Origin of the sequence: Paraburkholderia phytofirmans, assembly GCF_046028095.1 — a bacterium.
GTDB classification, from domain to species: domain Bacteria; phylum Pseudomonadota; class Gammaproteobacteria; order Burkholderiales; family Burkholderiaceae; genus Paraburkholderia; species Paraburkholderia phytofirmans_A.
This window is the reverse complement of record NZ_JAQQDJ010000001.1, coordinates 374,158-399,406: the sequence shown is the minus strand read 5'-3', so window position 1 is coordinate 399,406 and position 25,249 is coordinate 374,158. Positions and strand designations below refer to the sequence as shown.

Annotated in this window: 21 protein-coding genes and 1 tRNA gene; 6 read left to right on the top strand and 16 right to left on the bottom strand. The window is 63.2% G+C overall.

Features of this window, described 5'->3' with window-relative positions:
• Positions 1-132 precede the first annotated feature (132 nt).
• Both mrdA and rodA read left to right on the top strand, forming a co-directional pair.
• Positions 133-2,448 (top strand): penicillin-binding protein 2, encoded by a 2,316-nt coding sequence (gene mrdA / locus PQR54_RS01800; protein WP_408243825.1) that lies wholly within the window; start codon positions 133-135, stop codon positions 2,446-2,448.
• Positions 2,449-2,458: 10 nt separating this feature from the next.
• Positions 2,459-3,607: a rod shape-determining protein RodA gene (rodA, locus tag PQR54_RS01795; RefSeq protein ID WP_012431392.1), complete on the top strand. Its 1,149-nt coding sequence runs from the start codon at positions 2,459-2,461 to the stop codon at positions 3,605-3,607.
• A 108-nt stretch (positions 3,608-3,715) separates the two neighbouring features.
• Here the strand turns inward: rodA and PQR54_RS01790 are convergent, their stop codons facing one another.
• The 14 genes from PQR54_RS01790 to def form a co-directional block, all read right to left on the bottom strand.
• The gene (locus PQR54_RS01790) at positions 3,716-4,420 is read right to left on the bottom strand and encodes a tetratricopeptide repeat protein (RefSeq protein ID WP_408243824.1); all 705 of its coding nucleotides are present in this window, start codon (positions 4,418-4,420) and stop codon (positions 3,716-3,718) included.
• Positions 4,417-5,199: an HpcH/HpaI aldolase family protein gene (locus PQR54_RS01785; protein ID WP_408243823.1), complete on the bottom strand. Its 783-nt coding sequence runs from the start codon at positions 5,197-5,199 to the stop codon at positions 4,417-4,419. The genes PQR54_RS01790 and PQR54_RS01785 overlap by 4 nt, the downstream gene beginning before the upstream one ends.
• A 207-nt stretch (positions 5,200-5,406) precedes the next feature.
• A complete protein-coding gene (gene queD, locus PQR54_RS01780; RefSeq protein WP_090518804.1) occupies positions 5,407-5,850 on the bottom strand; it encodes a 6-carboxytetrahydropterin synthase QueD in 444 nt (147 codons plus the stop codon).
• 9 nt (positions 5,851-5,859) lie between these two features.
• Complete coding sequence (gene queE / locus PQR54_RS01775; RefSeq protein ID WP_408243822.1) at positions 5,860-6,492, bottom strand: 7-carboxy-7-deazaguanine synthase; 633 nt, start codon at positions 6,490-6,492, stop codon at positions 5,860-5,862.
• A 62-nt stretch (positions 6,493-6,554) separates the two neighbouring features.
• On the bottom strand, positions 6,555-7,289 hold the full coding sequence (gene queC / locus PQR54_RS01770; protein ID WP_408243821.1) for a 7-cyano-7-deazaguanine synthase QueC: 735 nt from the start codon (positions 7,287-7,289) through the stop codon (positions 6,555-6,557).
• 391 nt (positions 7,290-7,680) lie between these two features.
• A tRNA-Phe gene (locus PQR54_RS01765) sits at positions 7,681-7,756 on the bottom strand.
• Between the two features lie 107 nt (positions 7,757-7,863).
• The gene (gene esaR / locus PQR54_RS01760; protein ID WP_408243820.1) at positions 7,864-8,553 is read right to left on the bottom strand and encodes a response regulator transcription factor EsaR; all 690 of its coding nucleotides are present in this window, start codon (positions 8,551-8,553) and stop codon (positions 7,864-7,866) included.
• Positions 8,554-10,968: a sensor histidine kinase gene (locus PQR54_RS01755; RefSeq protein ID WP_408243819.1), complete on the bottom strand. Its 2,415-nt coding sequence runs from the start codon at positions 10,966-10,968 to the stop codon at positions 8,554-8,556.
• Positions 10,958-11,557, bottom strand: coding sequence for a DUF4390 domain-containing protein (locus PQR54_RS01750; protein WP_408243818.1), 600 nt, complete (start codon positions 11,555-11,557; stop codon positions 10,958-10,960). The genes PQR54_RS01755 and PQR54_RS01750 overlap by 11 nt, the downstream gene beginning before the upstream one ends.
• On the bottom strand, positions 11,554-12,993 hold the full coding sequence (rsmB, locus tag PQR54_RS01745; RefSeq protein ID WP_408243817.1) for a 16S rRNA (cytosine(967)-C(5))-methyltransferase RsmB: 1,440 nt from the start codon (positions 12,991-12,993) through the stop codon (positions 11,554-11,556). Before rsmB ends, PQR54_RS01750 begins: the two co-directional genes overlap by 4 nt.
• Positions 12,994-13,475: 482 nt before the next feature.
• Positions 13,476-14,333, bottom strand: coding sequence for a zinc metalloprotease HtpX (gene htpX / locus PQR54_RS01740; protein WP_012431382.1), 858 nt, complete (start codon positions 14,331-14,333; stop codon positions 13,476-13,478).
• Between the two features lie 103 nt (positions 14,334-14,436).
• Positions 14,437-15,081 carry a LysE family translocator gene (locus PQR54_RS01735; RefSeq protein ID WP_408243816.1) on the bottom strand — a complete coding sequence of 215 codons (645 nt, stop codon included), beginning with the start codon at positions 15,079-15,081 and terminating at the stop codon, positions 14,437-14,439.
• A 114-nt stretch (positions 15,082-15,195) separates the two neighbouring features.
• Complete coding sequence (gene fmt, locus PQR54_RS01730) at positions 15,196-16,182, bottom strand: methionyl-tRNA formyltransferase (RefSeq protein ID WP_408243815.1); 987 nt, start codon at positions 16,180-16,182, stop codon at positions 15,196-15,198.
• A gap of 31 nt (positions 16,183-16,213) precedes the next feature.
• The gene (gene def / locus PQR54_RS01725; protein WP_408243814.1) at positions 16,214-16,717 is read right to left on the bottom strand and encodes a peptide deformylase; all 504 of its coding nucleotides are present in this window, start codon (positions 16,715-16,717) and stop codon (positions 16,214-16,216) included.
• A 243-nt stretch (positions 16,718-16,960) separates the two neighbouring features.
• Between def and dprA the strand changes: the two genes are divergently transcribed.
• The 3 genes from dprA to PQR54_RS01710 all read left to right on the top strand — a co-directional run bounded on the left by dprA (position 16,961) and on the right by PQR54_RS01710 (position 21,615).
• Positions 16,961-18,250, top strand: a complete 1,290-nt coding sequence (dprA, locus tag PQR54_RS01720) for a DNA-processing protein DprA (RefSeq protein ID WP_408243813.1) — start codon at positions 16,961-16,963, stop codon at positions 18,248-18,250.
• A 68-nt stretch (positions 18,251-18,318) separates the two neighbouring features.
• A complete protein-coding gene (locus tag PQR54_RS01715; protein ID WP_408212324.1) occupies positions 18,319-18,696 on the top strand; it encodes a thioredoxin family protein in 378 nt (125 codons plus the stop codon).
• 249 nt (positions 18,697-18,945) lie between these two features.
• Positions 18,946-21,615, top strand: a complete 2,670-nt coding sequence (locus PQR54_RS01710) for a DNA topoisomerase III (protein ID WP_408243812.1) — start codon at positions 18,946-18,948, stop codon at positions 21,613-21,615.
• A 160-nt stretch (positions 21,616-21,775) separates the two neighbouring features.
• On the opposite strand, the gene gvmR is transcribed toward PQR54_RS01710, so the two are convergent.
• Positions 21,776-22,879: a transcriptional regulator GvmR gene (gvmR, locus tag PQR54_RS01705; protein ID WP_106302791.1), complete on the bottom strand. Its 1,104-nt coding sequence runs from the start codon at positions 22,877-22,879 to the stop codon at positions 21,776-21,778.
• On the opposite strand from gvmR, the gene PQR54_RS01700 reads away from it, so the two are divergent.
• A complete protein-coding gene (locus PQR54_RS01700) occupies positions 22,878-23,177 on the top strand; it encodes a hypothetical protein (RefSeq protein ID WP_408243811.1) in 300 nt (99 codons plus the stop codon). The genes gvmR and PQR54_RS01700 overlap by 2 nt on opposite strands.
• 46 nt (positions 23,178-23,223) lie before the next feature.
• On the opposite strand, the gene PQR54_RS01695 is transcribed toward PQR54_RS01700, so the two are convergent.
• Positions 23,224-25,080 carry a phosphoenolpyruvate carboxykinase (GTP) gene (locus tag PQR54_RS01695; RefSeq protein WP_408243810.1) on the bottom strand — a complete coding sequence of 619 codons (1,857 nt, stop codon included), beginning with the start codon at positions 25,078-25,080 and terminating at the stop codon, positions 23,224-23,226.
• Between the last annotated feature and the right edge of the window lie 169 nt (positions 25,081-25,249).

The following is a 25,249-nucleotide window of genomic DNA, read 5'->3' as shown; positions in this document are numbered from 1 at the left end:
GGGCCCGCCGGCCGTTCTTGCCAAACCCACTTTGCCGGCCCGCTCGACGCGCATCGCTGTTCATGCCTTCCGGTTCCGGCCGGAAAAGGCGCACACTCATGATGGCCGTCACCCGGCCTTTTGCAGAATCGCATGACCGAATTCAAGGACACTCAGCAACAGCTCTCGAAGTTCCGCCTGCGCGTCGCGGCGGCGGGCCTGTTCGTGTTCGTCTGCTTCGGGCTGATCGGCTTCCGCTTCCTGTTCCTGCAGGTCTGGCACTACAGCAAATACTCGCTGCAAGCCGATGAAAACCGCATTTCCGTCGCGCCGATCGTGCCGAACCGCGGCATCATCACCGATCGTAACGGCGTCGTGCTGGCCAAGAATTACTCGGCCTACACGCTCGAACTGACGCCATCGAAGCTGAACGACTCGCTGGAAAACGTAATCGACAACCTGGCCACCGTCGTCTCGATCGACGCGCGCGACCGCCGCCGCTTCAAGAAGCTGCAGGAAGACTCGAAGAACTTCGAGAGCCTGCCGATCCGCACCCGCCTGACCGACGACGAAGTCGCGCGTTTCACCGCGCAGCGCTTCCGTTTTCCCGGCGTGGAAGTGCGCGCGCGCCTGTTCCGCCAGTATCCGCTCGGCCCGACCGCGGCGCACGTGATCGGCTACATCGGCCGGATTTCGCAGCGCGATCAGGATCGTATCGACGACGCCAGCGACCAGAACGACAGCGATCCGGACCACTACGATCCGCGTCTGGACGCGAACAACTACAAGGGCACCGACTACATCGGCAAGATCGGCGTCGAGCAGAGTTACGAGACCGAGTTGCACGGCCAGACCGGTTTCGAGGAAGTGGAAGTGACCGCCGGCGGCCGCCCGGTGCGCACGTTGTCGCGCACGCAGGCGACGCCTGGCAACAACCTCGTGCTGTCTCTGGATATCGGGCTGCAGCAGGTCGCCGAGCAGGCCTTCGCGGGCCGTCGCGGCGCGCTGGTCGCGATCGAACCATCGACGGGCGACGTGCTCGCCTTCGTGTCCGCGCCGAGCTTCGATCCGAATTCATTCGTCGACGGCATCGACCAGCAGACCTGGGACGATCTCAACAACTCGCCCGACCACCCGCTGCTGAACCGGCCGTTGCACGGCACCTATCCGCCGGGCTCGACTTACAAGCCGTTCATGGCGCTCGCCGCGCTCACGCTGCATAAACGCACGCCAGGCTGGGGCTTCCAGGATCCGGGCTCGTACACCTTCGGCGGCCACACGTTCCGCAACGACGTGCGCTCGGGTCAAGGCTGGGTCGACATGAACCGCGCGATCGTGGTGTCGAACGACACGTATTTCTACATGCTCGCGCACGATCTCGGCGTCAACAACATCGCCAACTTCATGAAGCCGTGGGGCTTTGGCCAGATCACCGGCATCGACATTTCGGGCGAGGCGAAGGGCATTCTTCCTTCCACCGAGTGGAAGCGCAAGGCGTACCGCAAGCCCGAACAGCAACGCTGGTACGAAGGCGAAACGATCAGTCTCGGCATCGGCCAGGGCTACAACTCGTTCACCATTCTGCAACTCGCTCACGCCACGGCGACGCTCGCGAACAACGGCGTGGTGATGAAGCCGCACCTCGTGCGCGACATCGAAAATCCGATCACGAAAGACACGCGGCCGGTGGTGCGAGATCCGAGCGACAAGATTGCGGTGAAGCAGTCCGACATCGACATCATCAAGCGCGCGATGGAAGGCGTCGTGACCAACGGCACGGCGTCGAAACTGTTCATCGGTGCGCAGTACCTGGCGGCCGGCAAGACCGGGACGGCGCAGGTCTACTCGCTTCAGGGCGCGAACTACAAGGGCCACGCGATCGCCGAACATCTGCGCGACCACGCGCTCTTCATCGCGTTCGCACCGGCCGAGCAGCCGAAAATCGCGCTCGCGCTGATCGTCGAAAACGGCGGTTGGGGTGCGGAATCGGCGGGCCCGATTGCGCGCAAGGTGCTCGACTATTACCTCGTCGGCAAGAACAAGCCGGGCGCGCAGCAAGCGGCCATCGAGGCAGCGGCGTCGGCAACCGAGGATGCGTCCGCGCCGGAAGTCGGCGGCGCACCGCCGCCGCAGCAGGACGGCGCGCAGCCGGTCAAGGTCGCGGCGGGCTTCACCGCGCTGCCGATTCCCGGTGCGGCTTCGGCGGCAGCCGCGGCTTCCGCTGCGGCGGCTGCGAAGGCGGCGTCCGCGGCGGCGGCTGCTTCCGCGCCTGATGCCGCATCGGCACCGGTGCCCGCCTCGGCGTCCGCGGCCACCGCCACGAAGAATCCAGCGTCGCGTAAATCCGGCGTCCCGCACAAACCCCGACCGGCCAGCCAGCCGGCGCCGACGGCCGCCGCTCCTTCGCGCGACGACGGCATTCAGGCCACGTCGCCACGCCAGCCGGTTTCCGGCGGCATCGACGAGTAAGGAGAAAGGCATGCAATTCGACAAGCGCGCCTGGCTCGACCGCATCAAGCGGATGTTCGCGGGCTTCGATCGCCCGCTCGCACTGATCGTGTTTCTGCTGTTGTGCGTTGGCATCGTCACGCTGTATAGCGCGAGTCTGGATGTCCCCGGCCGCGTGGAAGACCAGTTGCGCAACATCATGCTCACCTTCGTGCTGATGTGGGCGCTCGCCAATGTGCCACCCACCACGCTGATGCGCTTCGCGGTTCCGCTCTATACATTCGGGATCGCGTTACTGGTCGCGGTGGCGCTATTCGGCCTCACGCGCAAAGGTGCGAAGCGTTGGATCAATGTCGGCGTGGTGATCCAGCCATCGGAAATCCTGAAGATCGCGACACCGCTGATGCTCGCGTGGTACTACCAGCGACGCGAAGGCGTGATGCGCTGGTACGACTTTCTGGTCGGTCTGGTGATTCTCGCGGTGCCGGTCGGCCTGATCGCCAAGCAGCCAGACCTCGGTACAGCCGTGCTGGTGTTCGCGGCCGGCCTCTTCGTGATTTACTTCGCGGGCCTGAGTTTCAAGCTGATCGTGCCGGTGCTGATTGCAGGCGTGATCGCGGTCGCCTCCATCGCGGCCTTCCAGGACAAAATCTGTCAGCCGGAAGTGCAATGGCCGTTAATGCACGACTACCAGAAGCACCGCATCTGCACGCTGCTCGATCCGACTTCCGATCCGCTCGGCAAGGGCTTCCATACGATCCAGGCGGTCATTGCGATTGGCTCGGGTGGTCCGCTGGGCAAAGGCTGGCTGAAGGGCACGCAGGCGCATCTGGAGTTCATCCCCGAGAAGCACACCGACTTCATTTTCGCGGTGTTCTCCGAGGAGTTCGGGCTGGCGGGCGGCATCGTGCTGCTCACGCTGTACATGCTGTTGATTGCGCGTGGGCTGTATATCGCGGCCAATGGCGCGACGCTATTTGGACGCCTGTTAGCCGGCTCATTGACCATGGCGTTCTTCACCTATGCGTTCGTGAATATCGGCATGGTGAGCGGCATCTTGCCGGTGGTCGGCGTGCCATTGCCGTTCATGAGTTACGGCGGTACTGCACTAACGACGCTGGGCGTCGCGATCGGCCTGATCATGAGCGTCGCGCGGCAGAAGCGGTTGATGCAGAGTTAGTGCGGCGGGCGTCGCCCGCGCGGCTCCGGCAACATCACAACGAAACAGGGGCGCTCTTCATGGAGCGCCCCTTTTCGTATCCAGCGTCGTTATCAAAACGCGACCGCTTTACTGCGGCTTCACTTCCTTCTGATCCCGCAACTGCGCGCTGAGTTGCTGATACTTGAGCCGCGCCGCCGGATCGCCCTGCGCCGCCGCAGCCGCGTAATAAGCGCGCGCCACGTTGAGATTCTTCTCCACGCCGTCGCCGCCGCGTTCGTAGAACGAGCCCGCCACGTATTGCGCGGTCATGTCGCCGCCCTGCGCCGCCTTCTTGTACCAGACGAACGCCTGCTTGTTGTCGCGCTCGGTGCCGCGACCATCGAGGAACTGATTGGCCAGCGCCAGCTCCGCCTGCACGTGACCTTGCTCGGCCGCCTTCAGGAACCAGCGATGCGCCTCTACCGGATCGCGCCCGACGAACTCGCCATCGTCGTACATCTTGCCGTACACGTATTGCGCGTGCGACATGTTGGCGTCGGCGGCCTTGCGCAGCCACTTCTTGCCCTCATCGATATTCGCGGGCGCGCCTTCGCCGTTGAGCAGCATCATCGCGTAGTTGAACTCGGCGAGCCGGCTGCCACGCTCGGCGGCCTTGCGGAACTCGGTCAGCGCCGCAGACAGATTGCCGGCGTTGTAGTCGGCGACCGCGGTTTGCGTCTCCGGATCATTCGACTTCGCGACGCGGCTGTCTTGCGCATAAGCCGCCACATTCGCCATCAATGCCGCTGTGACTGCCAGACGCACCACGACGCACTGCACCATCCCCTTCATGACCTTACCTCCTGCAGCGCCTGGCGAGTCGCGCGCAACATCCACATGACGTCGGCGGCCAGAGCGATGAATCGAAAACCGGCATCGCGATGCTGCTTCGCACTCGCGACGTCCATGGCAAAAATACCGGCGGCAATGCCCGCCTTGTCCGCGGCGCTGACGATGCGCGCCATCGCGGCCTGCACGTCGGCATGCTTCGAATCGCCGAGATGACCGAGGCTCGCGGCGAGATCGGCCGGCCCGACGAACAGGCAATCGACGCCCGGCGTCGCCGCGATCTTTTCCACTTCCTGCAAGCCGCGCGCCGACTCGATCTGCACGATGGTCGCGATCTGCGCGTTGGCTGTCTGCACGTAGTCGCGCCGCATGCCGTAGCCCGCGGCCCGCACCGCGCCGGCGACGCCGCGCTCCCCGTCGAGCGCGTCGGCGGTCGGATATTGCGTGAGACGCACGGCACGCGCCGCCTCGTCCGCGGACTCGATATTCGGGAACATCAGCGTGCGCGCGCCGGCATCCAGCACACGCTTGACGAGCCATGCTTCGCTCGACGGCACACGCACCACTGGCTCGCTCGGCAGATGCGCGGCGGCGATCGCGCGCAATTGCGAGGCGACGTCGCCGCTGTCGTTCGGCGAGTGCTCCATGTCGATCAGCAGCCAGTCGTAACCGGCGTGCGCGAGCGCTTCGGCGGCGGCGTCGCTGCCGAGCGAGAGCCACAGTCCGAACAGCGGATCGGTTTCTTTAAGGCGTGACTTGAGTGGATTGGTGAAGGTGCTCATCGCCGCGCTCCGTGTCGATGAAGCGACGCTTCGCGGGAACTGCGGGAAAGCTTGCTGGCCTCGTGAGCCAGATTAACGCGCGGGCCGTGGCGGCCCGGCTGCCTGCTGCGACGCAATGCGGTGACCGGCATGTCTCGCTCCGTGTGGTTATCGGAGCGATCATACCGTGACAATAACGCGAGGGTTGGCGCTGCCGCGCCGCCAACTTTAGTCGCGGACCACGTCGGCCCAGCAATTCGGCGTCTCGTACAGACGCAGCTTGTGCAGACGCAGATTCACGCCGTAGTGCGCATCGTAGACGTTCGCGAGAATGTCGAACGCGACGGCGGCAAGATTTTCGACGGTGGGAATGCGATCGAGCACGACCGTCTTGTGGCCGGCCATCGTTTCCAGGAAACCTCGCACCTGCGTGTCGCCTTCATAGACGAGAAACGCGTGGTCCCACTTGTCGACGAGATGCTCGACGGCGAGCGATTTCACGTCGGCGAAGTCCATCACCATGCCGCGATCGGGCGCGCCTTCGGTGTCGACCAGATCGCCTTGCAGCGTGATTTCAAGCACATAGCGATGGCCGTGCAGATTACGGCACTGGCTGCGGTGATCGGGAATGCGGTGACCCGCGTCGAATTCGAGTTTTCGTGTAATCGTCAGCACGGCAAATCAGGGAATGTTCAGATACTTGTGGGTCTGCATCGACAGGCGCCATTGCGGATGGCGTTTGCACCAGTCTATCGCGAGCTTGGTGTTAAGATCGCGCGACGGACCGTCCATGGGCTGGACGAGGAAATACTCGAAGTCGAGCTTCGCATACTCGGACAAACGCTGGTTGTCCTGCGGAATCACGACCTTCAGTTCGTTGCCTTTGGTCACGACGAGCGGCGCGTCGGCCTTCGGGCTCACGCAGATCCAGTCGATCGTTTCGAGCACCGGCAGCGAGCCGTTGGTTTCGATGGCGATTTCGAAGCCGGCGGCATGCAGCGCGTCGACCAACGGTTGATCGATCTGCAGCATCGGTTCGCCGCCCGTGCACACCACGAAACGCTCGCCCTCGCCTTGCGGCCATTGCGACGCGATCATCTTCACGAGATCGTCAGCCGTGCGGTACTTGCCGCCGTTCTCGCCGTCGGTGCCGACGAAATCGGTATCGCAGAAGCGGCACACCGCCTCGGCACGATCTTCTTCGCGGCCCGACCACAGATTGCAGCCGGCGAACCGGCAGAACACAGCCGGACGCCCGGCATTCGCGCCCTCGCCCTGCAACGTGTAGAAGATTTCCTTGACCGCGTAAGTCATGCTGCTTTCTGCCCTGTGTCCTGAAATTTAATGCCTGAGTTGCGCTGCTGCGCCGAGCGTCATCAGACCGGCGCCTCGGTGACCTTCTCACCCGACAGATACGCTTCGTAGCCGCGCTTGCGCAAGCGGCACGCCGGGCATTCGCCGCAACCGAAACCCCATGCATGCAATTCGGCGCGTTCGCCGACATAGCAAGTATGCGTCTCGACGCGCACCAGCTCGACCAGTTCATCTCCGCCGAGCTCGTGTGCGAGGCGCCACGTGTCGGCTTTGTCGAGCCACATTAACGGTGTCTCGAGCAGGACACGCGTGTCCATGCCGAGGTTCAGCGCGACCTGCAACGCTTTCATCGTGTCGTCGCGGCAATCGGGATAGCCCGAAAAATCCGTCTCGCACATTCCGCCCACCAGCACCTGCAAACCACGCCGATAGGCAATCGCCGCGGCGATGGTCATGAACATCAGATTGCGGCCCGGCACGAACGTGTTCGGCAAACCGTTGGCCGTGGCTTCGATCTCGATCTCGCGCGTCATGGCGGTATCGCTGATCGCGCCGAGCACCGACAGATCGATCATGTGGTCGTCGCCGAGGCGCTCGGCCCATGCCGGAAATGCGCGCGCGACGGCGTTGCGAAACCCCTCGCGGCATTCCAGTTCGACGCGGTGCCGCTGACCGTAATCGAAGCCTAATGTCTCGACCGTTTCATAACGTTCGAGCGCCCAGGCGAGACATGTGGCGGAATCCTGGCCGCCGGAAAACAGCACCAGAGCGCTACGTTTAGCGTCTTTGCGGATCACCGTGAAACTCCGTGAATGAAGAGTGCCACGTCGCGCTGCGCGAGGTGCGCCATGCAAGCAACGCGGCGCGACGCGTGCCGGCACTGCTGCCGGCCCAAAGCAGTATAGGCCGCGCCTTCCGCATGCAGAGTCGCTGGGCGCTTATAACCGCTAATCGTCGGGCGAAGGGTTTGGTGCTAATGGCGGCGTTGCCGCGCGGCACTCAGGCGACGCACTTATGTGCAAGTCCTTGAACTGGCGCGATTTTATCACGCGATGCCAAACACCGCCGAGCGCGCCCCGCACGCGTGGTGCGCGCAAGCCGAAGCAACGCTGCCCATCACGCCCCATCACATTAGACGCACAAAAAGGAAAAGCCCCAGGAATCTTGCGATTTCCTGGGGCTGAATCCTGGTGGCCTGGGACGGAATCGAACCATCGACACGCGGATTTTCAATCCGCTGCTCTACCAACTGAGCTACCGGGCCAACGAAGAACGAAATGATATCAAAGGGTCAGCGCTCCGACAAGCCCCTTCTCGAAAAATTCTGTGGAAGTGATTCCGCATGCTCAACTCCGGCTTCACTCCCGCGTTTCACTCACCTTTGTTTTTGCCGAGATCCACGCCGAGCTGCTTGAGCTTGCGGTACAAGTGCGTGCGCTCCAGCCCGGTCTTCTCGGCCACGCGCGTCATGCTGCCGTTCTCACGCGCGAGGTGATATTCGAAGTACGCGCGCTCGAACGCGTCGCGTGCATCACGCAGCGGAATATCGAACGAGATCGAGGCCGTTTGCGCAGCCAGTGCGCCGCTGCCCATGCCGTCGGTGGAGAGCATCGGCAGTGCTGCCGCCGAAGCCACCGTCGAAGCTGTCACCGGCAACACCGGCTTGGCCGCCGCGCCGCCCGGCGTTCCCGCTGCCGTGCCACGCGCGAGACCCTGTTCGACGGCCTTCAGCAGCTTCTGCAGCGCTATCGGCTTCTCGAGGAAATTGAGTGCGCCGATCTTGGTTGCTTCAACCGCCGTGTCGATGGTTGCGTGGCCGGACATCATGATCACCGGCATGGTCAGCTGCCCTTGCGCGGCCCATTCCTTGAGCAAGGTCACGCCGTCGGTGTCGGGCATCCAGATGTCGAGCAGCACCAGGTCAGGCGCCTGGCGCAAACGGAACTCGCGCGCTTCCTGCGCGTTTTCCGCGGCCTCCACGACATGCCCTTCGTCGCTCAGGATCTCCGAGAGCAATTCCCGGATGCCCATTTCATCATCTACCACCAGGATGGTTGCCATTTACGCTGCCCTTGTCTGCACTGTTGCTTTTGTCTTTCCCTGCGACGCACCGGCGTGCGCCGGACGCGGCCCTGTTCCGGGCGCCGCGCCATCGTCTGCCAGTTGAAGGAAGAGGATCGAAATCTGCGCGCCCTCAATGACATCGCCCGCTTTCATGCGATTGCGGATGTCGATGCGCGCGCCGTGTTCATCGACGATCTTCTTGACCATCGCAAGACCCAGGCCCGTACCTTTGGCCTTGGTCGTTACGTAAGGTTCGAATGCACGTGTGAGGATACGCGCGGGAAAGCCCGCTCCGTTATCCGACACCGTCAGACGCACCGCGACGCGGACTTTGCCTTCCGCGTCGGGGTCTCCGTATTCTACTGTCCTCGTCTCCAGCAACACACGCGGATGCTCGAGGTCCGCCACCGCATCCTGCGCGTTCTGCAGCAGGTTGTGAATCACCTGACGCAATTGCGTCGCGTCACCGCGAATCGCCGGCAACGCGGCAAGCTCCACCTGAATAGCGCCTTTGCCTTCTTCGATACCGTACAGGGTGAGCACTTCGCTGACCAGATCGTTCAGCTGCAGATGCGCGAGCACCGCTGGCGGCGTACGCGCGTAATCGCGGAAGTTGTCGACCATCTGCTTCATCGCGGCGACCTGATTCACGATCGTGGTCGCGCCGCGCTTCAGGACATCGGCATCGGATGGCGACAGCTTGTCGGCGAGCTTCATCTGCAGACGCTCGGCGGAGAGCTGGATCGGCGTGAGCGGATTCTTGATCTCATGCGCGAGCCGCCGCGCGACTTCACCCCACGCGATCGATCGCTGCGCGGAGATCACGTCCGAGATATCGTCGAATACGACAACGTAGCCGGAAGTCTGCATGTCTTCCGCGTCGCGGTCCGTCGCGGAGACAAGCCGCGCACCGCGCACGAGCAACGTAAGCGGCTCGGTTTCGCCCGGCACCTGCACGGAAAACTGCTGCTGCCAGTGGCCGCGATCGTCGTGACCGTCGCCGCTCGCCGCTTCGCGATCGGCAAAGGCCTTGCGCACCATGCCGCCGAATTCGCTCAGCACGCCGATCTGATCCAAAGCGGAACCCATCACCGCCTGGAACGGCTGCCGGAAAATGCGCTCAGCGCCGCGATTCGCGGTGGTCAGCCTGAACTGCCGGTCGAACACGAACACGCCCGCAGTCAGGTTCGCAAGAATGCTTTCCAGATACGCCTTCGAATGTTCGAGCGCGATGCGATTGTTTTCGACCGCCGCGCGAGCTTCGGACAACTGCCGCGTCATTGCGTTGAACGACTGCGTGAGAAAGCCCAGTTCATCGCGCGATTTGATTTCGCGCTTCGGCGTGTAGTCGCCTTCCGTGATTTCTTTCGTGCCTTGGGCCAGCAGGAACAATGGCCGCGCAAGCTGATTGCCGAGCGCAAGCGCCAGCATCATCGCGATGAAGGTGGCGAGGAACAGCGCAAGCGTCAGCGTGCCGATATACATCTTGCGCAGACCCGTGCGGCCGAGCGCCTTCTCCTGATACTCGCGATAGGCGCGCTGCACCGCGTCGGCATTACGCGCGAGCGTGGGCGAAACCGGCTGCGTGAGTTGCAGGAAGCGTTCGGTGGGCTGCAGCAGCGAGGCGTTCGAATCAGGGATGCGTTGTACCACACGCAGCCGCAACACACCCTTGCTGCCGTGCGCGTGCGGATCGCCGTCCACTTCGCCTTCGATCGCCGCATAGCCGCGGCCGCGCGCCTGTTCGACCATCAGCGGCGTGGGTAAATCGTTCGGCACGAGCGTCGCGTAGTTGCCGGAAGCCTGTGCGACCACGTGCATATCCGGCGTCGCGCCCGACATGCTGCGCGTGGGTTCGACGATCGTCGCATCCTGCACGCCGAACTGATCGCGCAGACGCAGCAGCGTGAGCGTGGTGCCGGCGGCGTCCGCGCTCGCCAACTGTTCGGACATCAAACGGCCCTTGGTCTGCAGATCGGACAGCGACGCGTCGAGCATGCCGCGCCCGAGGTTCAAACCTGACGTGAGCGCTGTTTCGACATTCACATCGAACCAGGACTCGATACTGCGCGACACGAACTGATACGACACGACGTAGATGATGCCGCCCGGCACCACGCCGACCAGCGCCATGAAGAACGCAAGTTTCGCCAGTAGCCGCGTGCCGAACTTACCCTTTCTCAGCCGCGCGATGATGATGATGACGAGCGTCGCCACCACCAGCAAAAAGATCATCGCGACCACGAGGTTGGCGGCGTAGAGCCACTGGTAATAGCGGTCGAAGAATTCGGTGTTCGCGCTGGCTGCGGCGAGCAGCACGAGCAGCAGCACGGCCGTCACGGCGACCGTCGACACCAGCACGCGCACGACGATGCTGCTGACACTGGTAGCGGAGCGCACTTTATTTAGCACGTTCGGTCACCGTGAAGGTAAAGCGCTTCCATTCGGACGCGAGATTCCAGTCGCGGTTGTTCACCGCGTCGATCTGAAACGGCTTGGGCATCAGCGCGATGTCGAGTTGCATGCGCACCGACGCGTTATACGTCTCGCCGACACGCACTTCATTGCGTTCGATCACGTGCCACGACGTGATGTGCTTGATCACCGCGAGCGCATCCTTGAGCGTGGTGAAGCCGAGTTGCAAACCGCCGGACGACACGCTCGACACACGGTACTCGCGCGTGAGCGGCTGGAACGACAGGCGGATGCTTTGCGACACGCTCACCGGCTGCTCGTCGAACCAGTACCAGCGCGGCCGGCTCAATTCGAAGTCGGTCGTGAAATATAGCGGAATGCCTTTATTGACCGCGTCTTCGAGGTTGCTGTTCAGATCGAAGTCGAAACGCGCGTCGAGATTCCAACCCGTGTTGTCGGATTGCAGCGACGCACGCTGGACCGCGATCGAATCAGCGTGCGCCACGCCCGGCGCCGCCAGCCATACGGCCAGCGCGATCCAGAGCACGGCAGCGAGCCGAAGCGGGAAGAAGCGTTTGATGGTCACCGTTTCTGAAAGCGCGCGTAGAAGAATCCGTCGTGGTCTGAGTTCGCGCCGGCGCTGTCTTCAGCGGGTTGTCCGGCAAGAGAACCGGCCGATGTGTCGGCGGGCGCGCGAGCGACTGAAGGCAGCAGTTGCCCCGGCGCGTCCAATCGTACCGCATCCTGATACTTGTTTCCAAACCACCGCGCCTGCAACTCGCCTTCTTCGGGAAAGATCGAACACGTAACGTAGAGCAACTCGCCGCCTGGTTTCACGAGCGGCCAGAGGGCGTCGAGAATGCGGCGCTGCTCGGCGACCAGCGCGGGAATGTCGGACGCGCGGCGCAGCCAGCGGATATCCGGATGACGCCGCACAATGCCCGACGCCGAACACGGCACGTCCGCCAGAATCCGGTCGAACGGCTGGTCGATGTCGTCGTGCCATTTTGCCGGCGCGCCTGCATCGCCGATCCGCACTTCCGCTTCGAGCTTGAGCCGCTGCAGATTTTCGCCGATACGGCGCGCGCGCGACGCATCGCTTTCTAGCGCGACGAGCTGCAGTTTAGCGAGTTCGAGCAGGTGGCCGGTCTTGCCACCGGGCGCCGCGCAGGCGTCGAGCACACGCATGCCGTCGCGCACGTCGAGTAGCGGCGCGGCGAGTTGCGCGCCGGCGTCCTGCACCGAGACGACGCCGTCGCTGAAGCCCGGAATGCGGTCGACCGGCATCGGCGTGGCGAGCTTGACGGCGTAGTCGCCCGCCTTGCTCGCGGCAATGTGATGGTTTTGCAGCACTTGCAGATAGGCGTCGACTGTCGAGCGACGCGCGTTCACGCGCAGCGTCAGCGGGCCTTGTGCGTTGCCGGCGGCTAGCACCGCCTGCCATGCGTCGGGCCACGCGCGCTTCACCGCATCGATCCACCATGCCGGGTAGTTCCAGCGCGCCACTTCGTCGTCTTGCGCGGCCTTCAGCAGCGCTTCGCGCTCGCGCAGGAAGCTGCGCAGCACGGCATTCACGAGGCCCTTGGCGAAGGCGAATTCACGACGCGCGCCGATCGCGCTCACGGCCTGATCGACGACCGTGAACGGTGCGTAGGCGGCGTCCGCTTCGTCGTCGACGAGCAGCGCCAGCGAGCACGCGAGCACATGACCGACGTGCGGCGGCGGCGCCTTTTTCACCAGCTTCGCGATCAGCCACTCGGCGGTCGCGAGACGCCGCATGGTGCGATAGGCGATGTCCTGCACAGCGCCACGCGCAGCGGCAGCGTTGCCCTCGGGCGCCGACACGAAGACGGATTGCAGCGCAGCCGGCAAGGCTGCGCCTAGACGCACGGCACCGACCGCCTGGCCCGCGCAGTCGAGCGCGAAGCCGAGTGACTCGGGCGCGAGATGCAGCATCGACAAACGGGATTCGCGGGGACGCGCCGAAGAGGAAGCAGTACGCGAAGAAGGCTTTGTGGTCATGAAGAAGGCTAAAGCGGGCCGCGCGGGAGCGCGCGACGCAATCAACACGCATTGTAGCGTGGCGCGCGACGCGGGCCGGCGGGCGGTCTGTGAGCGTGGTGATTGCGGATCTGCGGCGAGCGGGAAGACGTGGGATTGAAGCGCGGGTTCAGCGATTCGGTGCGAGCCTGGCGTGGCGTGGCGTGGCGCGACCTGGCGTGGCGTGCTCTGGCCTGGTGCGGTCTGGGCGTGGAGTGGCGCGGCGTGGCGCACGGCCCACGGGCAGTCTGTAAGCGTACCGATTGCACAGCCACGGCGGCCACGATAGCCGGGATCTGAAACGTAGGTTCAACGATCCGGTGCGGGCCTTCACACGCCCGTGAAGAGACTAACGTTCACGTCATCTCGCCGCACCTCCACTCGCTCACGCTCCATTGCGCTGGAATAAAAAAGGCGAGCCCGGGGACTCGCCTTTCCTCACATCGCGCAAGCTGCGCGCGGCATTATTCGAAGCGCCCCGTGCGCGCCATTTCCATCAGACGCGCGATGCGTTCCTCGGTGGCCGGGTGCGTGGAGAACAGATTCGCAATGCCGCCGCCGGACAGCGGATTCATGATCATCATCTGCGCGGTGGCCGGATGCTGCTCGGCCGTGGGGAACGGAATCCCGCTCGCGTAACGATGGATCTTGTCGAGCGCCGAAGCGAGCGCTTGCGGATCGCCGGAAATCTGCGCGCCGCCGCGATCGGCCTCGAATTCACGTGCGCGCGAAATCGCCATCTGGATCAGCGCACCGGCGATCGGCGCCAGCAGCGCGACGGCGATGCCCGCGATCGGGTTCGTGGAACGGCCGTTTTCGTCGCGGCTGCCGAAGAACATCGCGAAGTTCGCCAGCGCGGAAATGGCGCCGGCCATGGTGGCCGAAATGGTCGAGATCAGAATGTCGCGATGCTTCACGTGCGAGAGTTCGTGCGCCATAACTCCGCGCATTTCGCGCTCGGACAGCACGCGCAGAATGCCGGTGGTGGCGGCGACCGCCGCATGCTCCGGATTGCGGCCGGTGGCGAACGCGTTCGGCGCGTCTTCGTTGATCAGGTAGACGCGCGGCATGGGCAGGCCGGCGCGTGTGGAGAGTTCGCGCACCATGCGATAGAACTGCGGCGCACTGGTTTCGTCGACTTCCTGCGCGTTGTACATGCGCAGGACCATCTTGTCCGAGAACCAGTACGAAAAGAAATTCATCCCAAGGGCGATCACGAGCGCGATCGTCATGCCGCGCGACCCGCCGATCATCCCGCCGATCACGATGAAGAGGGCCGTGATCGCGGCCATCAACATCGCGGTTTTGACCCAATTGAACATGTCTGCAACTCCTTGCCCTAACGCGGGTTCATATCTGCGCCGCGTGATCGCGGCGCCCGATTGTAAGCGAAATGTTAGATATGGGCGCGTCGGGAAAATTCAATCATCTTGATGCGGTGGCGAGCTTGATACCCAAGCCGACAAAAGCACTGCCGACGCCGCGATCCAGCCACTTCTTCACCGACGGCTGGCCAGAGAAACGTCGGGTCACACTGCCCGCGATCCACGCGACAAAACTGTTCCAGACCATGCTCATCATGACGAACACCGCGCCCAGCGTGAGGAAGGCGAGCGCTTTGTGATCGCTGCCGGTCGTCACGAATTGCGGGAAGAACGACACGAAAAACAGCACCACCTTGGGGTTCAGCACGTTAGTCCAGAAGCCTTGCAGGAAAAGCTGGCGTAACGACTTGGGCGCGCCGGCCGCGCGCGCTTCGCCCGCGGCGTCATCGGGGGCAGCCGGCTTCGTGAAGAGCAAGCGCACGCCGAGATACATCAGATAAATAGCGCCGACGAACTTGATAACCGTAAATGCGGTGGCCGACGCGGCCAGCAACGCAGTCAAGCCGAACGCGCAGGCCAGCGAGTGAACGCAGCAGCCGGCGGAAATGCCGAGCGCCGACATGAGCCCCGCGCCGCGGCCCTGAGCGACGCTGCGCCCGACGATATAAGCCGTATCGGGACCGGGCGTCACGTTCAGAAGAAAGACCGCGACGACGAAAAATTCGAAATGGGTGATGCCGAACATGTGAATCCTCGAAATCCAGGCTATTGCATGGAGGATTCTAACGCGCGGCTGGCTTGTCCAGCGGGGTCTCGAACATCGGCCGAATGGGCGATGTTCAAGCCACAAGCAACGGCGTTACTTTGCTTCGGGAAGTTGAAAGCGCTGTCCCACAGCCAGCGTCGAGCCGGCCAGGAATTCGCGCACCGGCAGGCGTTTGCCGCCGGGTTTCTGCAATTGCGTGAGACGCAGCGCGCCTTCGCCGCAGGCTACGACTACGCCTTCGGGAGAGACGTCAGTGATCGTGCCGGGTGCGCCGTTGGCTTGCTCGTCAATCGGAACCGCGGCCCAAAGCTTGATCGAGGTGCCGTCTTCAAGCGTGCCGACGCCGCCGGGGAACGGATCGAACGCGCGCACCTGGCGCGCCAGCACTGCCGCCGGGCGACGCCAGTCGAGGGCGGCTTCGTGTTTGCCGATCTTTTCCGCGTAGGTGACGCCTTCCGCGGGCTGCGGCGTTGCCGACAGTTTGCCGGTGCGCTCGAGTTCGATCAGCGCCTCGACGATCAGCTCCGCGCCGTCCTGCGCGAGACGGTCGTGCAAGGTGGCCGTGGTGTCGTCGGCGGAAATCGCGGTGCGCGCTTCGGAGATCATCGCGCCGGTGTCGAGGCCGACGTCCATTTGCATCAGCGTGATGCCGGTTTCAGCGTCGCCCGCTTCGATCGCGCGATGAATCGGTGCAGCGCCGCGCCAGCGCGGCAACAACGACGCATGAATGTTGATGCAGCCGAGCGGCGGAATATCGAGCACTTCCTGCGGCAGGATCAGCCCGTAAGCGGCCACGACCATGACGTCATGCGGCGTGGCGCGCAGCTGATCGATCGCGGCAGCGGCTTCGGCCGGATATTTGCCGGCACGTCGCAGCGAAGGCGGCTGGGCGACGGCCAGTCCGTGCTCCTGCGCATAGCGCTTGACCGGGCTCGCCTGCAATTTCATTCCGCGCCCGGCGGGCCGGTCCGGCTGGGTCAACACGAGCGGCACCTGGAAACCGGCGCGGTGAATCGCGGCCAGCGCGGCCGCGGCGAACTCCGGCGTACCGGCAAAGATGACGCGCAACGAATGACTCATGAACGGGGACGGTAGGCGAGGTGAACGCGCATTACATCGCGTGGGCGAGCTTCTTCATCTTGCTCTTGATGCGCGTCTGCTTCAGCGACGACAGATACTCGACGAACACGCGGCCCATCAGGTGATCCATTTCGTGCTGGATGCACACCGCGAGCAGGCCTTCGCAGTCCATCTCGAAGGTTTCGCCCTTCTCGTTGAGCGCCCGCACGCGCACTTTCTCGGCGCGCTCGACGTTGTCGTAAATGCCCGGCACCGAGAGGCAGCCCTCTTCCGACAGCTTCTTCTCGTCGCTCGACCAGATGATTTCGGGGTTGATGAAGGCGAGCAATTCGTTGTGGTCGTCCGACACGTCGATCGTAATCACGCGTTCGTGCACGTCCACCTGGGTCGCGGCAAGGCCGACGCCCGGCGCGGCGTACATGGTTTCGGCCATGTCCTTGACGAGACGGCGAATGCGGTCGTTGACCGCTTCGACCGGCTTGGCGATCTTGTGCAGCCGTTTGTCCGGGTAATTGAGGATGTTGAGTAAAGCCATGATCTCGAGTGTGATTTTCGGGCGCCGCTGACCGGTTGAAAGCTCGCGTTGGCCTTTCGGCCAGGTTGTGAGCGCGTCGCGTTGCGCAGAGGATAGATGGTGTCGAACCGGTTCGATTCAACGCGCTCCGTGCGCTAGACGACGAGCCCGCGCGGGTGGGCGCGGCGCTGCGGTTATTTCGGATGATGAAAATTTTAGCATGGCGCCCGCCTGCCCGCTGGCCCTGTAGGAGGATCGACCGTAATGCACGTCTTGCCTGCAACCAATATTGAACTTGCCGCCTGGCTGCGGCTTGCGCTCGCACCGGGGCTGAAACCCGGAGCGCTGCGCTTATTGCTCGGCGCTTTCGGGTTGCCTGAAGCGATATTCGAGCAAGCGCCGGAGGCGCTCGCCGAGATTGCGGGCGAGGCCGCGGCACGCGCAGCGCTGGCGCCGACAGGCCCCGATTTCGACGCCCAGCTGGACGCGGTCATCGCGTGGCGCGAGCAACCCGGCAATCAGGTCGTGACGCTCGACGACCCCGCCTATCCCCCGGCGCTGCTGACCATGCCCGATCCGCCGCCGCTGCTATATATAAAGGGCCGGTTGAACCTGCTGCACACGCGAGCAGTCGCGCTCGTGGGGAGCCGCAGCGCGACGCCGCAAGGCGTCGAAGATGCGGAGCGATTCGCGCGCGAGCTGTCGGTGGCCGGTGTCACCATCGTCTCCGGCCTCGCGCTCGGTATCGACGGCGCCGCGCATCGGGGCGGACTGCAAGGCATCGGTGGAACTGTCGCCGTAATCGGTACCGGCGCGGACCTCGTGTATCCGGCCGCGCATCACGCACTCGCGCGGCAGATCGCGGTGCAGGGAGCGATTCTCTCCGAATGGCCGCTCGGCACGCCCGCGCGCGCCGCCCATTTTCCGCAGCGTAACCGTCTGATCGCCGGCCTCGTCAGCGGCGTGGTGATCGTCGAAGCGGCGATGCGCTCCGGTTCGCTGATCACAGCGCGGCTCGCTAACGAGATGGGACGCGATATCTTCGCGTTGCCGGGTTCGATTCACGCGCCGCTGTCGCGCGGGTGTCATCGAATCATCAAGCAGGGCGCGAAACTCGTGGAAACGCCGGATGAAGTGCTGGAGGAGCTGGGTTTCGCGCGGCAGGCGGCACCGCGGGCGGGTTCGGGTTCGGCGCATGCCCTCTTCTCGAAGCGTGCCGAATCGCGCAATGCGCCGACGGGAAGCGGCGCGGCAGCAGATCGGCCGAACCTCGCAGCGCTTCAGCCGAAAGAAGCAGCTCCGGCCGGTCCAGCAGGAGCACAATTGGCCGCCACACCGCCCTCCCCGCCGGCCAATCCCGAAGCACAGCGCCTCCTCGCCGCGCTCGGCTATTCGCCCACCACGCTTGAAATTCTCGCGACCCGTACCGAGATGGAGGATGCGGATCTGCAAAGCGCCTTGCTGCAACTCGAACTCGCCGGCCAGGTGACCATGCTGCCCGGCGGCCGCTTCATGCGGGCTAGCCACGGCCAACCCCGCATTGATCAGAGTTGACCACCATTCGCGATCGGCCATGCTACATTCGCGCCAAAGCACCTGACAAAAGTACGCAAGGAACCACGATGCCCGCGCTAAACCTCGACACCGACCAAGACCGGATCGCCGAGCGCGTCAACGAACCCGAAACGCTGTTCGTTGCCTGCCTGTGCGCGGAATGGTGTGGAACCTGCCGTGAGTATCGGGACGCTTTTGACAAGCTGGCCGACCGGCACCCGGAAATCTGTTTCGCATGGATCGATATCGAGACCCATGCGGACCGGTTCGAGGATCTGGATGTGGAGAATTTTCCGACCATCCTGATCGAAGACTCGGTTACGACGCGATTCTTCGGCACGGTTTTGCCGCAGGCGGCGATTGTGGAACGGATGTTGTCTGATCTGACGGCCGTGCCCGGCGTCAGCGGTGCGCCGAAACTGCGGCCCGCGCTGGCGGTCGCCTGATTCAGGCCCGGCGGCTCGCTAGCCCGGCGGCCCGGGCGTTGCGAGCGGCGTACAAGGCGTTTGCCGCGGCTTGCCCGATGCCTGAGCACGCAATTATGATTTCGCGCTTTTATGGCACTTGACACGCCGGTCTCGCGCCGTGTGCTATAAAGCGGTCGTTAATGGGTCGCAAAGGTCGCAAACGAGGGTCGCGCTAACAGAAGCGCACTCACGGCCATCAACCCTGATCTACCAACCTCACATCGAGTCATGTCCAAAGCACTGATCATCGCCGAAAAGCCTTCCGTCGCGAACGACATCGCGCGCGCTTTGGGCGGCTTTACCAAGCATGACGAATACTACGAGAGCGACGAGTACGTCCTTTCCTCGGCAGTCGGCCATCTGCTGGAAATTGCCGCGCCCGAAGACTACGAAGTCAAACGCGGCAAGTGGAGTTTCGCCAATCTGCCCGTCATTCCGCCGCACTTCGATCTCAACCCGATCGCCAAGAGCGAGTCGCGCCTGAAAGTGCTGACCAAGCTGCTCAAGCGCAAAGACGTCGACCGCCTGATCAACGCATGTGACGCGGGGCGCGAGGGCGAGCTGATTTTCCGCCTGATCGCGCAGCACGCGAAAGCCAAGCAGCCGGTGCAGCGCCTGTGGCTGCAATCCATGACGGCGGGCTCGATCCGCGACGGCTTCGCCCGTTTGCGCAGCGACGAAGAGATGCAGCCGCTCGCCGATGCGGCGCGTTGCCGCTCGGAAGCAGACTGGCTGGTCGGCATCAACGGCACGCGGGCCATGACCGCGTTCAACAGCAAGGGCGGCGGCTTCTTCCTGACCACGGTCGGGCGGGTGCAGACGCCGACGCTGTCGATCGTCGTCGAGCGCGAAGAAAAGATTCGCCGCTTCGTGCCGCGCGACTATTGGGAAGTGAAAGCGGAATTCGTCTGCTCGGCGGGCTTCTACGAAGGCCGCTGGTTCGATCCGAAATTCAAGCGCGACGAGTTCGATCCGGAAAAACGCGATTCGCGTCTGTGGGCGCTGCCCGCGGCCGAAACGATCGTCGCCGCCTGTCGCGGCCAGATCGGCACGGTGACCGAAGAATCGAAGCCGTCCACGCAACTGTCGCCGGCGCTGTTCGACCTGACCAGCTTGCAGCGCGAAGCCAACGGCCGCTTCGGCTTCTCGGCGAAGAACACCTTGGGCCTTGCCCAGGCGCTGTACGAAAAGCACAAGGTGCTGACCTATCCCCGTACCGACGCGCGCGCGCTGCCGGAAGACTATCTGGATACGGTTAAGGAAACGCTCGGCATGCTCAAGGAGAGCAACAACTATCTCCCGCATGCCAAACAGGTGCTCGACAAGGGCTGGGTGAAGCCGAACAAGCGCATCTTCGACAACTCGAAGATCAGCGATCACTTCGCAATCATCCCGACGCTGCAGGCGCCGAAGAATCTGTCGGAGCCGGAACAGAAGCTCTACGACCTCGTCGTGAAGCGCTTCCTCGCGGTGTTCTTCCCCGCCGCCGAATACAAGGTGACGACGCGGATCACGGAAGTGGTCGGCCATCACTTCAAGACCGAAGGCAAGGTGCTGGTTGAACCGGGCTGGTTGCAGGTCTATGGCCGCGAGATCAGCGGCGAAGACGCGAACCTCGTGCCGGTGCAGAAGGACGAGAAGGTCAAGACCGACAAGATCGCCGCCCAGCAACTGGTGACGAAACCGCCGGCACGCTACAACGAAGCCACCTTGCTGTCGGCCATGGAAGGCGCGGGCAAGCTCGTCGAAGACGACGAGTTGCGCGAAGCCATGGCGGCCAAGGGGCTCGGCACGCCAGCCACGCGCGCGGCGATCATCGAAGGTCTGCTGGGTGAAAAGTATCTGATCCGCGAAGGCCGCGATCTGATTCCGACCGCGAAGGCTTTCCAGCTCATGACGCTATTGCGCGGTCTGGGCGTGAAGGAACTGACGGCGCCCGAATTGACCGGCGAGTGGGAGTACAAGCTCTCGCAAATGGAACGCGGCAACCTGCCGCGCGACGCGTTCATGCAGGAAATCGCCCGCATGACGCAGACCATCGTCAAACGCGCGAAAGAGTACGATTCCGACACGATCCCGGGCGATTACGCGACGTTGCAGACGCCGTGTCCGAATTGCGGCGGTCAGGTGAAGGAAAACTACCGGCGCTTCGCGTGCTCGAAATGCGAGTTCTCGATTTCCAAGATTCCGGGCGGACGTCAGTTCGAAATTCCGGAAGTCGAAGAACTGCTGCAGAACAAGACGATTGGTCCGCTGTCGGGTTTCCGCAGCAAGATGGGCCGGCCATTCTCGGCGATCCTGAAGCTGTCGTTTGACGACGAGATCAAGAACTACAAGCTCGAATTCGACTTCGGCCAGGATGCGGGCGGCGAAGACGGCGAACCGCCTGACTTCTCCGATCAGCAGCCGGTCGGCGCCTGCCCGAAGTGCAAGGGCCGCGTGTTCGAGCACGGCATGAGCTACGTCTGCGAAAACTCGGTCGCCAATCCGAAGACTTGCGATTTCCGCTCTGGCAAGGTGATCCTGCAGCAGGAAATTGCTCGCGAACAGATGGCCAAGCTGCTCGAAGAAGGCCGCACGGATCTGCTGACGAACTTCAAGTCGTCGCGTACCGGCCGTAACTTCAAGGCGTTCCTCGTCAAGCAGAACGACGGCAAGATCGGTTTCGAGTTCGAAAAGAAGGAGCCGTCGGCGAAAACTGCCGCGAAGACCGCAGCAGCGAAGTCCGCTGCCAAGGCCGCCCCGGACGCGGAATCGGACGATGATGAAGTTTCGGTGGCCGTGAAGGCTGCGCCGGCAGCCAAAAAGGCGGCGGCGAAGAAAGCGCCGGCCACCAAGACTGCTGCGGCCAAGAAAGCACCCGCCAAGAAGGCGGTGGCGCGCAAAACCGGCTCGTAAGTCGAACTGGTGGCGGAAGGCCGGAAGAGGATTCGCTTCCGGCGTGCTTCATTTGAACTTGCCATGAAAAAAGGCGCGATCACATAAAGTGACCGCGCCTTTTTGTTTGTCCGCCGGAAAGCGCCTATCGGCGGGTTTGCCGGCTTGACCGATTCGCCACTTACAACGGCGACAAAGCCGTAGGCCGGGTGCGAGGCGTCGTCTTGGCCAACGTCTTCGGCAGCGGCGATAACTCGCTGTCCAGCAGCCGCGAGAGCGGCTCAGCGCCGTCGAACGCTTCCGGCGGCATGGGATCCGCGGAATCGAGCGCCGTCGTCGTGGCGGCCCGGCCAAGGCCGTCCTCCTTGATCCACTGCTCACCCAGCAGACTGTTCGGCGTCTGGCTGAAATGCTCGACCAGATGGTCGATGAACGTGCGAACCTTTGCCGGCAGGTGACGGCGGCTCGGATACGCAATGTTGATCTCGACTTGCGGCAGCCGGTAGTCGCCGAGCAAACGCACGAGCCTGCCGCGCGTCATGTCGCGGCCGATCAGATAGCTCGGCAGGATCGCGATGCCCATGCCGAGCAACGCAAACTGACGGAGCATCTCAGTATTGTTCGCGACGATCACGTTCGACGGACGCACGCGCACTTCGCCTTCCGGGCCGGTGAACACGCGCTCGTCGCCCCAATATTCCGAGGGCAGGCTCAGGCACGGATGCTCGAGCAGATGCTCCGGACGCGTGGGCATGCCGTGCTTCTCCAGATAAGCCGGCGTGGCGCACACCGTCATGCAACCGGTGGTGAGGCGCCGCGTGACGATACTTGCGCTGCGCATTTGCCGCGCGATCACCACGCCCACGTCGAAGCCTTCTTCGACCAGATCCACCTGACGGTCGACCAGCGTGACATCGGGAATGACTTTCGGATAGCGCTCCGCATACGTCTGAAGCACGGGCGCCAGATTATGCAACCCGAACACGACCGGTGCGACGATTCGCAACGTGCCGACGGGTTCGTGATTACGCGCGACCACCATCTGCTCGACGTCTTCCAGTTCGTCGAGAATCTGGCGCGCGCGCTCGAGATACACCTGACCTGATTCGGTCAAAGACAAGCTGCGGGTGGTGCGATTGAGCAGCCGCGTACCTAGACGGCCTTCGAGGTCCGCAACGTGACGGGTGGCAACTGCGTTGGAAATATCCATCGCGCTCGCAGCGCGGGCAAAACTGCCGAGATCCGCCACTCTGACGAAAACTCGCATCGACTGCAAATGATCCATGGGACAACTCCTGCCGTGTTACAGCTTCCTGACACAATTGGTGAAAACCAGTGAAGCGAACTTGGAATTCTCCTACGACTCGCGAAATCATGCAGAAGTTGCCCGCGAAAGCGGAAATATTGTCAATATTTGTGCGACTGTGCTCCCCAATGTGGGGCGTGACCACCAATTGTTCCTCGAAAGGAAACAATCTGCTGCAGTGCAGCTTGAACTGTCTTTTTTGTTCGAACAGACGCAATGGTCGCCCGGCGTTGCAAAAAACCAGAAACTCTCGTCGTACAGGATCGGGCGGCAATAAAAAACCGCCCGAAGGCGGTTTCCGTGCGAAGTGAAGACTCACCTGGTCAGGCGGCAAGCTTCTCTTCGAGTGAGCGTTTGGCCTCAGTCAGCGCCGGTGGTAGGCCTTGCTGCAATGTGTCAAACAGCTCGGCGTGCAGCGCCAGTTCTGCGCGCCAGGCTGCGTCGTCGACGGATATGACCTGCTCGAACTGCTCGCGACTGAAGTTCAGTCCGCTCCAGTCGATGTCCTCGTAGTGCGGCGAGACGCCGAACGCATGTTCCTCACCCTGAGCCGAGCCTTCGATGCGGCCGACCATCCAGCTCAACACCCGCATGTTCTCGCCGAAGCCCGGCCATACGAACTTGCCGTCCGCGCCCTTGCGGAACCAGTTGACGCAAAAGATTTTCGGCAGCTTCGCGTTCAATTGCTCCAGACGCTCGCCCGTTTTCAGCCAGTGACCGAAGTAGTCGCTCATGTTGTAGCCGCAGAACGGCAGCATCGCGAACGGGTCGCGGCGCACCACGCCCTGCTGGCCGGCCGCGGCGGCGGTCGTTTCGGAGCCCATGGTCGCGGCCATGTAGACGCCTTCCACCCAGTTGCGCGCTTCGGTGACGAGCGGCACGGTGGTAGAGCGGCGCCCGCCGAAGATGAACGCGTCAATCGCGACGCCCGCCGGATTTTCCCAGTCGGGATCGATGGACGGGCATTGCGAGGCCGGCGCCGTAAAGCGCGCGTTCGGGTGCGCCGCCTTGCGGCCGCTTTCCTTTGCGCTGGCCGGCGTCCAGTCCTTGCCCTGCCAGTCGATCAGGTGCGCCGGCGCATCGTCCGTCATGCCTTCCCACCAGACGTCGCCGTCGTCGGTGAGCGCGACGTTCGTGAAGATCACGTTTTCCTTCAACGTGGCCATGGCGTTGAAGTTGGTCTTCTCGCTCGTGCCCGGCGCCACGCCGAAGTAGCCGGCTTCCGGATTGATCGCGTATAGGCGGCCGTCCTTGCCCGGTTTGATCCAGGCGATATCGTCGCCGATCGTGGAGATTTTCCAGCCGTTCAGGCCTTCCGGCGGAATCAGCATCGCAAAGTTGGTCTTGCCGCACGCCGACGGAAACGCCGCCGCGACGTGATGCTTGCGTCCTTCCGGCGAGGTCACGCCGAGAATCAGCATGTGTTCAGCAAGCCAGCCTTCGTCGCGGCCCATGGTCGAGGCGATGCGCAACGCGAAACACTTTTTGCCTAGCAGCGCATTGCCGCCGTAGCCCGAGCCATAGCTCCAGATTTCGCGCGACTCAGGGAAATGGACGATGTATTTGGTTTCGTTGCACGGCCACGAGACGTCTTTCGCGCCGGCCGCGAGCGGCGCGCCGACCGAATGGACACACGGCACGAACTCGCCGTCTTCGCCGAGCACGTCGTAAACCTTGCGACCCATGCGCGTCATGATGCGCATGTTGGTGACCACGTACGGGCTGTCGCTCAGTTCGACGCCGATGTGCGCGATCGGCGAACCGAGTGGGCCCATCGAAAACGGCACCACGTACATGGTGCGGCCGCGCATGGCGCCTTCGAACAAGCCGTCGAGCGTCGAGCGCATTTCGGCCGGTGCGATCCAGTTATTGGTGGGACCCGCGTCTTCGCGGCGCTGCGAGCAGATGAAAGTGCGATCTTCGACGCGCGCCACATCGGACGGGTCGGACCATGCGAGATAAGAATTGGGGCGTTTCGCGGGATTGAGCTTCTTGAGTGTGCCTGCTTCGACCATCTGTGCACAAAGCCGGTCGTATTCCTCCTGCGAACCGTCGCACCAGACGATCCTGTCGGGCTTGGTCTTCGCGGCAACGCGCTGGACCCAGTCGAGCAGCTTTCGGTGTTTGACCCACGCGGGCGCCTCGATTGTGGGCTGTCCTTCGAATGAGGGATGGTTCATCGACTTGTCTCCGTTTTGAAAAGCAATAGAAAAACGGTACAAGCCCAGAGACGCTGCATGCGAGAGGCATTCAATTCTTCGCGCCGGGCTGCTGCCACCCGACGCACAATTGTGCAGATCGTTCCGGGCTACAAAGCCTGTTGAGCGGAGGTCCCAGCCGACGGGCTTC